This window comes from Acidiphilium sp. AL (assembly GCF_025499445.1).
Lineage (GTDB): Bacteria > Pseudomonadota > Alphaproteobacteria > Acetobacterales > Acetobacteraceae > Acidiphilium > Acidiphilium iwatense.
This window is the reverse complement of the sequence record NZ_JAIMBZ010000067.1, coordinates 1-11,276: the sequence shown is the minus strand read 5'-3', so window position 1 is coordinate 11,276 and position 11,276 is coordinate 1. Positions and strand designations below refer to the sequence as shown.

Annotated in this window: 10 protein-coding genes and 2 pseudogenes; 8 read left to right on the top strand and 4 right to left on the bottom strand. The window is 60.3% G+C overall.

Annotated features, from left to right (window positions below; all coding sequences use genetic code 11):
* Positions 1 to 265 precede the first annotated feature (265 nt).
* The 4 genes and pseudogenes from AiwAL_RS19020 to AiwAL_RS19005 all read left to right on the top strand — a co-directional run bounded on the left by AiwAL_RS19020 (position 266) and on the right by AiwAL_RS19005 (position 1,615).
* The gene (locus AiwAL_RS19020) at positions 266 to 400 is read left to right on the top strand and encodes a hypothetical protein (protein ID WP_262313360.1); all 135 of its coding nucleotides are present in this window, start codon (positions 266 to 268) and stop codon (positions 398 to 400) included.
* Positions 397 to 621: a hypothetical protein gene (locus tag AiwAL_RS19015; protein ID WP_235705732.1), complete on the top strand. Its 225-nt coding sequence runs from the start codon at positions 397 to 399 to the stop codon at positions 619 to 621. The genes AiwAL_RS19020 and AiwAL_RS19015 overlap by 4 nt, the downstream gene beginning before the upstream one ends.
* A pseudogene (locus AiwAL_RS19010) lies at positions 618 to 725 on the top strand (hypothetical protein); the annotation flags it as partial. The gene AiwAL_RS19015 and the pseudogene AiwAL_RS19010, both read left to right, overlap by 4 nt.
* Complete coding sequence (locus tag AiwAL_RS19005) at positions 695 to 1,615, top strand: efflux RND transporter periplasmic adaptor subunit (RefSeq protein ID WP_235705741.1); 921 nt, start codon at positions 695 to 697, stop codon at positions 1,613 to 1,615. The pseudogene AiwAL_RS19010 and the gene AiwAL_RS19005, both read left to right, overlap by 31 nt.
* 69 nt (positions 1,616 to 1,684) lie before the next feature.
* On the opposite strand, the gene AiwAL_RS19000 is transcribed toward AiwAL_RS19005, so the two are convergent.
* From AiwAL_RS19000 to AiwAL_RS18990, 3 genes are all read right to left on the bottom strand, one after another.
* The gene (locus AiwAL_RS19000) at positions 1,685 to 2,503 is read right to left on the bottom strand and encodes a L,D-transpeptidase (protein ID WP_262313359.1); all 819 of its coding nucleotides are present in this window, start codon (positions 2,501 to 2,503) and stop codon (positions 1,685 to 1,687) included.
* A 241-nt stretch (positions 2,504 to 2,744) separates the two neighbouring features.
* The gene (locus AiwAL_RS18995; RefSeq protein WP_262313358.1) at positions 2,745 to 3,872 is read right to left on the bottom strand and encodes an IS5 family transposase; all 1,128 of its coding nucleotides are present in this window, start codon (positions 3,870 to 3,872) and stop codon (positions 2,745 to 2,747) included.
* Positions 3,873 to 4,079: 207 nt separating this feature from the next.
* On the bottom strand, positions 4,080 to 4,367 hold the full coding sequence (locus tag AiwAL_RS18990; RefSeq protein ID WP_235705735.1) for a hypothetical protein: 288 nt from the start codon (positions 4,365 to 4,367) through the stop codon (positions 4,080 to 4,082).
* Between the two features lie 64 nt (positions 4,368 to 4,431).
* On the opposite strand from AiwAL_RS18990, the pseudogene AiwAL_RS18985 reads away from it, so the two are divergent.
* The 4 genes and pseudogenes from AiwAL_RS18985 (at position 4,432) to AiwAL_RS18970 (ending at position 10,843) form a co-directional block, all read left to right on the top strand.
* Positions 4,432 to 5,381: pseudogene (locus AiwAL_RS18985) on the top strand (IS1595 family transposase).
* Positions 5,382 to 5,837: 456 nt separating this feature from the next.
* Positions 5,838 to 7,664 carry a penicillin-binding protein 2 gene (mrdA, locus tag AiwAL_RS18980; RefSeq protein WP_235705738.1) on the top strand — a complete coding sequence of 609 codons (1,827 nt, stop codon included), beginning with the start codon at positions 5,838 to 5,840 and terminating at the stop codon, positions 7,662 to 7,664.
* 98 nt (positions 7,665 to 7,762) lie between these two features.
* Positions 7,763 to 8,944 carry a hypothetical protein gene (locus AiwAL_RS18975; protein WP_235705739.1) on the top strand — a complete coding sequence of 394 codons (1,182 nt, stop codon included), beginning with the start codon at positions 7,763 to 7,765 and terminating at the stop codon, positions 8,942 to 8,944.
* Positions 8,945 to 9,208: 264 nt separating this feature from the next.
* Positions 9,209 to 10,843, top strand: coding sequence for a phospholipase C (locus AiwAL_RS18970; protein ID WP_262313357.1), 1,635 nt, complete (start codon positions 9,209 to 9,211; stop codon positions 10,841 to 10,843).
* A 168-nt stretch (positions 10,844 to 11,011) separates the two neighbouring features.
* Here AiwAL_RS18970 and AiwAL_RS18965 read toward each other — a convergent pair.
* The coding region (locus tag AiwAL_RS18965) for a hypothetical protein (RefSeq protein WP_262313356.1) at positions 11,012 to 11,276 on the bottom strand (265 nt) is incomplete at its 5' end.

Genomic DNA, 11,276 nt, shown 5'->3' with positions numbered 1-11,276 from the left:
TATCTCGCCTATGGTAGGCACGGGTGGTCGGGGTCCACATGAGGCTGTCCATCCAACTCGGTCTCGACAACCTCTTGGAATCACACCTCATCCCGCCACCCAACCCTTCATTCCATCATCATTCCGAGACAGCCTCTAAGGCGGCGATGGCTTGAACTGCGCTTCCGAAGATCGTCCCCGAACCACGTGCACGCGGAGGACCAGAGCTTCGCGCGCTCGAGGCGAGTTATTTCCCGCTGACCGCCGAGTAAACTATCAAACCGTCGTGATCGCTCGGATCAAGGCAAATGCGCAACGCTACGCCAACACAGGGGCGCTGTTCCAGGCGCTCGACGGCGGCTGGGGGAACTGCGACGGCGACGCGAAGAACGTGAAAACCTGCTGGGAAGCGCTGCCATGACAGCGACTGGTCCCGGAGCCGCGCAGCCGGGGCAGCGGCGCCCCTCGACTGTGAAGCGCCTGTTGATCATGCTGATCCTGGTCGGCGTCGTGCTGTTCCTGATCTTCGGCTTCGGCGCGTTCCATACCATCATGATCGGCAAGTTCCTCGCCACGCTGAAGAACCCGCCGCAGACGGTCGCGACCATGGTGGCGGCGAAAACCTCGTTCCAACCCCGATGAAAGCGACCGGCAGCCTTGTCGCTGAACAGGGTGCCGCCATTTCTGCCGAGGTCGCCGGCATCATCGACACGATATCGTTCCATTCCGGCCAGGACGTGAAGAAGGGCCAGCTCCTGGTGACGCTGCGGCCGAACAACGACAAGGCGCTGCTCGCACAGCTGCAGCGGCGGCGGCGCTCGACCGCATCACCTATCGACGCGACCTCGCACAGTATCACGCGCAGGCAGTCAGCCTGCAGACCGTCGATACCAACCGGGCCAATCTTGCCGTTGCCGAAGCACAGGTGAGGAGCCAGCAAGCGCTGATGGCGGAGAAGAAGATCTACGCGCCGTTCTCCGGGCGCATCGGCATCAGACAGGTCAGCCTTGGCCAATATCTCGCAGCGGGCATCCCGATTGCCACGCTCGAGTATCTCAACCCGATCGACGTCGACTTCTACCTGCCGCAGGCGGCGCTGCGCAGAATCCGTCCCGGCATGAAGCTGACCGTCAGCATCGACGCCTTCGGCGTCACGAAGTTCCCAGGTACGATCACGGCGATCGATTCGGCGGTGAGCACGACGACACGGATGATCCAGGTGCGCGCCCGCCTCATCAACCCGCACGACGAGTTGCGGCCCGGCATGTTCGCTCGCGTCACCATCGATGTCGGCGCGCCGGAGGAGCTCGTCACCCTGCCGCAGACCGCGATCGCCTATAATCCTTATGGCGACACGGTGTTTCTCGCGGGCGCCGACAAGGGCAGCAAAGCCGACCCGGTCAAGCCGGGCGCCAAGGCCAAAGGCGGCAAGACCCAGCCTTCGCTTCACGCCCAGCAGGTTTTCGTGACCCTCGGGCAGACACGCGGCGACCAAGTCGCGATCACCAAAGGCGTCGTCCCCGGCGACCAGGTCGTCGTTGCCGGTCAGCTCAAGCTCAGAAACGGCACGCCGCTGATGATCAACAACACTATCCTGCCGCCGAACAATCCAAATCCCACCGTTCCGAACCACTAAACCGCATCAAGAAGAATTTCCTCTTCCTGTTCATTAGGCAGCTGGTTCTGGCGATTGTGGTCAGCGCGGTCATCCTCGTGCTTGTTTTGGCAACGGTCCTGGGATTCGCAGCGGATTGTTGGTCCCCTGCGTGATCAGCACCAGCGCGCCCACCGGGATCAGCCGAGCTAGTTGGAGCACTGCGCCTGGCGCCATCTGCACACAACCGCGTGAGGCGGGTTCTCCGAGCATGCCGATATTCGCTGTGCCGTGGATGTAGATATCACGCCGCGCAGTATCGACGCTGCCACCACGGTTCCAGCCCGGCTGCAGGCCCTGGAGTTCGAGTATCCGGCCGAGAATCAGCCGGCTTGCCGCGATATCATGCGCGACGTCGATCGGCTTCGCAGTCCGGTCGGTCGGGCCGTCCCCACCGAGCACTTCATTGGATGGTGCCCCGTACCCGACGATCCTAGTGACACGGAATACTCCGGTCGGCGTCTTAAAACTGCCAAGTTGGCGGCCAATGCCATAGCGCGAGGTCGAGACCGGCCAAGCGTCGGCAAACCTGCCGCGCAGAAACAGATCGAGGCGCTGACGGGCGATGTCCACAACGATGAAGGCGCGATCGGCTTTACTGGGGTAGAGGCGGGTAAGGCGACGCCAGTCGGCATGAAAGGCACGGCAACGGAGATGAATGCGAATCTGGTCAAGATGCCGGAGAACAAACGGTGGCAACCCAGAGGGTGCGGCGGAAACGGACGGCGCCATGATGCCTGCATAGACCGCGACGGTGACACTCAGCAGAATGACGTGGAGCCGTCGCATCGGCGACTTTGCGGGTAACGGCATCTTGTCATGATCTCTTCTCTGATCTTGTGATCTGGCGAGGATGTTGGCAGCCGCCAAGGAGTTATGGATCAACTCGACGCGAAACTAACTCGCCACTCCCAATCTGCAAAATTGCTCAGTGCACAATTCTGTGAGCACGTGGTTCTCACAAGAGTTTGCATTTCACAATGTGGGCACCTCCATCAACTGGATGATTTGAGCGGCTTGGCGGTGTTTTGCGCTGGTTTTGACGCAAATTGAGGCGGTATCGGCTTTACCCCGCTTCTTTTTCGGCGGTTTTCCAGCGTTTTGGGCGCACCTATTCCATTGCTGTCCGTCGTTCGTGGAAGATCAGGCGGTTCATATTGTAGGCCAGATTGACAAGGGTGATCTTGGCCGCGGCGCGCTTGATGCCGATGGTGCGGATGAACAGTCCCATCTTGTCTTTCTGCTGCGCGAAAACATGCTCGACGCGGGCGCGGATCTTGGATTTAATGGCGTTGGCCTTGGCAATCCGCTCTGGCATCGGTTTGCCTCTGGGCTTCTTGCGGTGGATGCGGCTAACCCGGCCCTGCCGTTTGAGCCATTGCTCGTTGGCCTGGCTGCGGTAAGCGGTATCCCCCTCCGGGAACATTCCGCTCGCTGACGCCAGCGGAACCTTGGTTCCCTTCGCCCAGACATCGGAGGCGGTGTTGTCGTTCGTCACGACATCCCGGAGCATCCGTCCGTCAAAGCGGGCCGCGTCAGTGACCTTGCTCTTGCGGATGAAGCCGAAGGCCCGACAGATCGAGATGCTGCTCTTGTACCCGAAGCTCGAGATGGCGATGTCGATCCCCGGCTTGCCATCGGCCGTGGGCTTGGCCTTGGCGAACTTCAGTGTCCAGCGCGCGTCCGTATCCTTCTGCGCTGCCCTGGCGGGCTCGTCGGGCCAGATCTCGCCGGCCTTCTTGCCCGCCTTGATCGCATCCTTCTCAGCCTGGGTGTTGCGTTGCTTGGAAGCAGCCACCAGCGTCGCGTCGACGATCTGTCCACCCATGGCGAGATAGCCGCGTTCCTTGAGTTGCTTGTCAAAATCAGCGAACAGCGTATCGAGCGCACCCGCCTCGGTCAGCTTCTCGCGAAACAGTCGGATCATGTTCGCATCTGGCGTCGGTACACCAAGGTCGAAGCCAAGGAAGCGAAGCCAGCTCAGCCGATCCCGGATCAAATACTCCATCCGCGCATCGCTGACATTGTTCTGCGCCGCCAGGATCAGCACCTTCAGCATCGCCACAGGATCATATGGCGGACGACCGCCCCTCATCCCGTCGCCATAGGCCAGCGCCGCAACCAATGTCGGGCGAAACGACTCGAAATCAATAATCCGGCCCAGTTCCTCCAGCGGATCGCCATAGGCCGAGAGCCGATTCAAATGATCCGACAACCCAAACAATCCCGCCTTCCGCATCGCCACCTCCCGTCAGGCGAAATGAATCAAATCACGCCCACAATGTCGAGGAGTTTTTGGAGGTGCCCATGTGTCGATCGCGTTGCCATCCCCAGACTGCCCGACCTCATCCGCCGTCACAGCAGATCGGCCAGACATTCGCCGTCCGGACTTTTGCCCCGGCTACGGTCGGCAGCATTCGAGCTGCCGACCCATGTACTGGTCAAGTCACGGTTTTTGGGTCCAGGAGATTTGCTTGGCGCCCGGTTTAGCGACTCGCCACAGACCTTTCACACCCTGGCCGGGGACATCTCCTGGCTTCGTGTCCTTGCTCCAGGTGTACAGAGGATATCCATCATAGGTAAGCTGCTTACCACCGCTTTTACGGACCATGCTGCCCCATGGTTTCATTGCTTTGAACTTGGTCGGAGCCTTGACGGCGGGCCAGAGCTCGGCGCACTGGCCATAACAAGTTGATTTGTGGCTGTTCGGAGTATCTTTTTCCTGATTACGCATGTTGATCCGTGAATTTCGGGGCGGTATGATCTGCTGCGAATGGAGGAATTTCCTGGAGTGTGGGATGGCACGGAACAAAGTTCAGTTTCAGAAAGGTCTCAGCGAAGCGGAGTTTGATCGGCTCTACGGAACGGAAGAAGCCTGCCGGGCGATCGTTTACTCCTGGCGCTGGGCGAAAGGTTTCGTCTGTCCGGTGTGCGGGGACACGCGGCATTGCGTGGTGAAGCCTCGACAATTGTTCCAGTGCACGGGGTGCGGCCGGCAGACCTCACTGACGGCGGGAACGATTTTCGCGCAGACCCATTTGCTGTTGCGCACCTGGTTCCGCGCAATGTATCACCTGACGCAGAGCAAAGGGGGGATATCGAGCATCGAGCTTGGCCGCCGGCTCGGGGTGACGCAGACCACCGCCTGGAAGCTGAAGCACAAGCTGATGCAGGTCATGATGGAGCGTGATGCCGGCAAGCGTCTGGGCGGACGGATCGAGATTGACGATGCTTAGTCGGGGGCGAGCGCAATGGCGGCAAGCGCGGCCGCGGTGCTGGCGGAAAGACCCCAATTGTTGCTGCGGTTGAGACGACGCCGGAAGGAAAGCCGGTGCGGATCAAGTTGCGACGGGTTCCAGGGTTCCGGCGCGATGCACTGAAAGCCTTGGCTCAGCGCCACTTCACGACCGAAAGCATCGTCGTCAGTGACGGTCTCGCCTGTTTTGCCGGCGTCGCAGAGGCAGGCTGCTCCCACCAGCCGAGCATCACCGGATCAGGGCGCAACGCCGCTCGAACACCCGCCTTCCGCTGGGTCAACACGACGCCGGCAAATATCAAGAACGCCATGGTCGGAACCTATCGCGCCGTGCGGCAAAAGCACCTGCCGCGCTACCTCGCCGAATTCGAATACCGTTTCAATCGCAGATACGATCTCGCCGCCATGATCCCAACACGCCTCGGATACGCCGCAGTTCATACCCCGCCAATGCCATATGCCTTGCTCAAACTCGCGGAGAAAAATGTGTAATCAGGATCTTTTTTGAATTCATAGACCGTCATACCCTTGGAGGTAGCATACACAGTGCCGAGTTCGGTGTGCTCAGTCTTGATGTTCGACGGCAGTGATGATGCAGCAAAAGCCGTTGCCGATATGAGAGTAATTCCGGCTCCCACGAACGAGCCAAGAAAGTAAGAGCGATGCATATTTCCCCCTTCAGCTCTTGAGAAAACCCTGCCTTTGCCTCGAAAAATGTCTTAAATTTGTCCGAGGATAACAGGAAAATGTGCCCGTCCTCAAACTTCGGTGATGGAATGCTGCATATCTCAAAGTGACGAAATCGGACCGATCTGAACCATCAATGCCGCGACATGACGCGTTGGTCGCTTGATCGTGTCTTGGGTTGTGGACGACATTGCCGCATGAAGGCAGGAGCTAGGACTTTGATGCCCTTTTACGTTACCGACATGCTGAATTGACCCGCCAATGGCACGTGGAAAGACCGAACGCGGCGTGTTCACCCGTCGCGTCCTGCTGCTGGGTGGCGCGGAGACCCTGATATTCGGCGCGCTGGTTGGACGGCTATACGATCTTCAGGTGATCGAGCATCCGCACTACCGCAAACAGGCGCGTGACAACGCGATCATGCAACAGCCAATTGCGCCGGAGCGAGGGCTGATCACTGACCGAAACGGTGTTCTGCTCGCAGGCAATCGCCAGCATTGGCGTGCTTTGTTCTTGATGACCAAGGCACCAGATGCACAAGCAACCATTGCGCGCGTCGTGAATCTGATCACCCTGTCACCCGATGAACAGGCGCGCATTGCCGCGATTCTTGCGGGCAAGCCACGCTATATGCCGGTGGTTCTCAAGAACGATCTTGACTGGCGGGAGATGGCACGCCTCGAGGTTCACGCAGCGACCCTGCCTGGCGTGATCATCGATCGTGGTTTTTCCCGGCTTTATCCGCTCGGCCCGGATACGGCCCATGTGGTGGGTTACGTGGTTCGCCCGGACGCGGTCAAGGTGCAGGCCGACCCGATCCTCGCTTTGCCGGGGATGCGGGTGGGTGGTTCGGGAATAGAACTAGCACACAACGCGGCGCTGCAGGGCGAACCCGGCGTGGTCGAGACCGAAGTGGATGCGCGCGGCTCGGTGGTGCGGGTGCTCGACCGTGATCGGAGCCGGCCGGGTGAGACTGTGTCACTCACCTTGGACGCTATCTTGCAGCGCGCCGCCGTTGCCGGCTTGCGCGGCCGGGTCGGTGCCGTGGTGCTGCTCGATGCACGGAACGGGGCGGTCCTGGCGATGGCGAGCGCCCCTTCGTTCGATCCATCATGGTTCGATCAGGGCGTGCCGGATGCGGTGTGGTCACGCTGGATGAATAATTCCGAGCGTCCGCTGACCAATCGTGCGACCCAGGGGTTGTTCGCACCGGGCTCGTCGTTCAAACCCACAGTTGCGTTGGCGGCGCTTCGCTGTGGCGCGATTACCGCAGAAACCCGGTTCTTCTGTCCCGGCCACCTGAAAATCGGCAACCGGATGTTCTACTGCTGGCTGCGCTCCGGCCATGGCTGGATGGATGCCGTTTCCGCCCTACAACAAAGCTGTGACGTGTTCTACTATCACGTCGCGATGCGCACCGGCATCGACCGGATGGCCGAAATGGGTGCGCGGCTCAGTCTGACCGGTGCGCCGAAACTCGACTTCCCCGATCTCGCCGCTGGGTTCCTCCCCTCCCATGAGTGGGCGCGTCGACATCGCATTACCTGGACTGAAGGCGACACGGCGGTGGAGGGTATCGGCCAGGGTTATACGTTGTTCACTCCGCTGGATCTTGCGACGATGATAGCCCGCATTGCGACGGGCCGTGCGATCGCGCCGCATCTGGTTCGGGCAATCGGCGACAAGATAATAAAACGTCCGGCGAGCAAAACGCTGGGACTCGATGGACCGCATCTGGCAACCGTGCGCCAAGGGCTTGACGAGGTGGTCAACACCCCGCTCGGCACGTCCTGGGCGGCGCGGTTGCGGCTGCCTGGCATTCGCATGGCAGGCAAGACCGGCACGGCTCAGGTGATCAACGAAAATGCTGCGATGGAGGCGGCGAATTACAACGATGCCCGTCTACCCTGGAAATACCGGCCGAATGCGTTGTTTGTCGGCTATGCGCCGGTTGACGTGCCGCGCTTCGCCGTCGCCGTGGTGATTGAGCACGGAACGTTGCTCGAGCCGGTGAAAGTGGCGCGGGATGTTTTCACAGTGGCATTGGGACAGGATCTGAGGGCAGACCAATTCACGCAAAGATCCTGATGCTGATTCCGGAATGGATTTCCCGGCGTGGTATCGAGCGCCACTGTATCATGTTCGCGTGATCCACGCGAGCTGACGGTTGCCGGGTGATACCAATCATGACACTGACGGATACGGAGTTCGTCATGGCCAGTCCTTCGAGCTTGTTTTCCGCAGCCGCGTCGTTGCCGTCCTCGGACGGCCTTGCCCCGGATGTTGCGGCACCGATCGCCCATACCGCAACGGCAATCGCACGGCTCGACCAAGCACTGGGTAACCACCCGCTACGACACGCCTTTCTCTGCCGTACTAGGCTCGAGACGGTGCGTCGCTTGGCTGCCGTCGACGGGCATTTCATCGATCCCTGGCATCTCGCTGCAGTACTCGAGGGTGCCAAGCTTCGGGTAGTCGGCCATACGCACCGCATCGCCGGACGCGGTGCGATCTTCGAGGCCGCCCGGTATGCTTTGGTGCAGTATCAATGGCTGGTTCATCCCGACTTCGGCCAGGAGGAGGCGGTACGACGCGCAGAGGCAGCACTTGCAGCGCAGCTACCGCAATCACCGACACTGCTCGCTGCAGCCTACGGGATGCATGCCTGGATCGACTCAAATGCCGAACAAGCACCGATGCGAGCTGCCATCGTACGGTTCTGGACGCGCCGTCATCTTCTCCATGTGCCGGTTCCGCTGATCGGAGTGGCGGCGCTGCAGACGGACATCTCGTGGGCGATCTGCGACTGGATACCGGCGTTTCTGCGGGCGGTCGCGGGGGAGGCGGCCGACGGTCTCGATCTGCTGCTCACCTTGGAGCGCGCCTGGCGCGCCGCGCGAGGTTCGGTGGCGGCGCGACGGCGCGACTCACACGCCGCGGCGGTCGTCGATCTTCTCGCCGCTACGCCGGTGCTCTCGGCGACGTCGCTCGCATCCGGGCTCGGCATCGCAATCAAGAACGCGATCCGCCTGCTCAACGAGCTTTGTGCCGAGGGCATCGCCATCGAGGTAACCCATCGTTTGAGGCGCCGGCTGTTCGGGCTCAATGGCCTTGCCCCTTTGCACGAAGCCGCGGTGCCGCCACGGTCGACAATACCAGAGTGGCGCAATGGCCGACGTCGTCTTGAATTCGTTGGCGCGACGGAGGCAAATCGACCTTCGCAACTCCTGCCATTCCTGTCGACGGACAAGCGGTCGAGCCTCGATTACAGCGATTTTGAGCAGGCAATAACGCAACTGGACGCCAGGATAGGCAACACGAGGCAACTGCTCGAGATGATGATGGAGAGAGCAGATCCCGAGCGGTAAAAGAAAAATGACCAAAGTTCTCCGGCGACTCTGTTTGCCCTGCTCTTGTCGGGAACCCCATGCCGTGGTCGTCGCGCCGATGTCGCCGCATCTTGTTTGTTGTCATATTTTGTCGAACGACACGGATGGGAACCGCTTTCGAACTAACGGAGGTTCGGAAGGACGTAGAGTCGGTCTGGCGACCGATTCATTCGAACGCTCTCGGTGCCTACCTCACCCCGCCGACCGACATATTGCCTGAATGGTACTACGTAGTCGGGTTTGGTGGCGCATCGCAAAAATTTCATCACCTTTAAGGGCGAGCCCTGGTATTGTGAAAAAATGGTTAGTTCACGAGCGACCCGGCGCGAGATAATCCGGGCCACGATGGCGGCCGGACCGCTGGTCCTTGCTGCTCCCTATATCGAGGGTATTGCCCGCGCCAGTGGACTCAGTCATGCGGCGCAGCTACGCGGGAAGATCGATCACATCGTAGTCATTTTTCAGGAAAATCGCAGCTTCGATCATTATTTCGGTACCTATCGCAATCCGAACGGCAAAAAGCCACTCAATCTACTCGATGCCGAAGGAGCCATCGACTGGCGTTTTCTTGGATTGCAAAAAAATCCAGCCGGCATTTCCTATTCGACACTGCCGATGCCGATCGACGTGCCGGCGTTGCAGCGTTCCCTGTTCCGCAATCTGCCTTTCCATATCGGCCCTTACGTGCCAGCCACGCAGAACATCCGTTGGGATCCGCAGCACCGATTTTTCCGCATGTCGGCAGAACTCAACAACGGCAGGATGGATCGATTCGTGGCTTTCGCCACAGGCAGCCACACGCATCTCTCGCGTGCCGATTTACGCACCTTCAGCGCCGAGGTGATCGGTTTCGATCTCTCGCGGCCCAGCGGCCCGGTGCTCGGGTTCTACGATCGCGACGATCTGCCATTCTATCATCGTCTCGCCGATCGCTACACGCTGTTCGACCGTTTCTTCCAGGCGATGACCGGCGGTTCGACCGGTAACGCGCTGTATCTCGTCGCGGCGCGATCTTGTGTCAATCCGCACGTGTCGACGGATGCCCGAAGCCCGTTCGACCCCAAAGCGACCGGCCTCGATCACCAATTCTTCGAACTGCCATACGACCACTACGGCACGATGGTGAACGATCTGCCGCCCAGCCAGGGACCGACAAGCGCCGACAATATCAGGGCACTCAAGCTCTCGCCGCCGCCTTCGCTGCAAACCTATGACAATATTGGCGACCGGCTGACTCGCGCCGGTGTGTCCTGGGCCTGGTTCAACGAAAACTGGAACCTCGTAAACCCCTGGGCATTGAAAACGGCGCTCGGTTCGGGCGACGGTTCGGCGATTATCGATACCGGCAAGCTCTACGAAGGTCATCACAATCCCTTCCAGTACTATCCGCGCTGGCCTGCCTATGTCAGGCGAGGCCATATCCGCAGCAGCGACGATTTTTTTGGCGATGCGGCGTCCGGCAAGCTCCCGGGCGTTTCTTTCGTCAAGGCGTCGGGAGCGCACGACGAGCACCCGGCCAACTGCCCGCCCGCCTGGGGCATGGCTTGGGTCGAAAGGCTGGTTCGGGCAATGGCGGACAGTCCTGCATGGAATCGAACCGCAATCATCATCACCTACGATGAAGGCGGCGGCTTCTGGGATCAGGTTGCCCCGCCGCAGATTGACGCCTATGGCCTGGGAACACGTATTCCCGCCATACTTGTCAGTCCCTATGCGCGCATCGGCTTCATAGACCATCATGTCGCCCATACTGGCAGCGTGCTGAAGTTGATCGAAACCCGCTTCGGGCTCGCTCCGCTCAACCACCGCGATCGTGAAGCCTACGACATGTCCGGAGCTTTTGATTGGGACCAAAGGCCAAACCCGTTCCCGGTTTAGGAATCATTTCAGCAATGGACGAGGCTTCTGAGCGGGAGCACCGTGCAGACCTCCCGCATCGAGCCACGCTGAGACACTGCCCCAAACCGTGAACCATGCAAATCTCTCGATAGCAGGTTCGCCTAACATAAACTCGTTCAGTTCGAGAAACGCTCTATGTTGTGTCAATCAGTTTATCGCCGTGCGATGCGTGCATGGCCGCTTCGGGAGGCTTCGATTCGCATCGGGTCGTCGGGCCGGCTGCGGGCATCGCGCGGGATCGTCTGGCCGGGGATTGCCATTTTCATGCGCCGCCGCGCGGTCGGGTGCCGCAAGCCGGGTGCGGAAATCGGGGCGCCGGGCGGTGAGCACGGCGGCACTCGGCTTGATCGGGTGGAGCACCGTGGCATCGATCAATTTCGCGCCGACCGCGAGATAGATCGCGACGAAACAA

Coding starts and splice junctions, on each gene's coding strand:
- AiwAL_RS19015 (WP_235705732.1), top strand. CDS start 397: ATGACAGCGACTGGTCCCGGAGCCGCGCAGCCGGGGCAGCGGCGCCCC.
- AiwAL_RS18995 (WP_262313358.1), bottom strand. CDS start 3,872: ATGCGGAAGGCGGGATTGTTTGGGTTGTCGGATCATTTGAATCGGCTC.
- AiwAL_RS18990 (WP_235705735.1), bottom strand. CDS start 4,367: ATGCGTAATCAGGAAAAAGATACTCCGAACAGCCACAAATCAACTTGT.
- mrdA (WP_235705738.1), top strand. CDS start 5,838: ATGGCACGTGGAAAGACCGAACGCGGCGTGTTCACCCGTCGCGTCCTG.
- AiwAL_RS18975 (WP_235705739.1), top strand. CDS start 7,763: ATGACACTGACGGATACGGAGTTCGTCATGGCCAGTCCTTCGAGCTTG.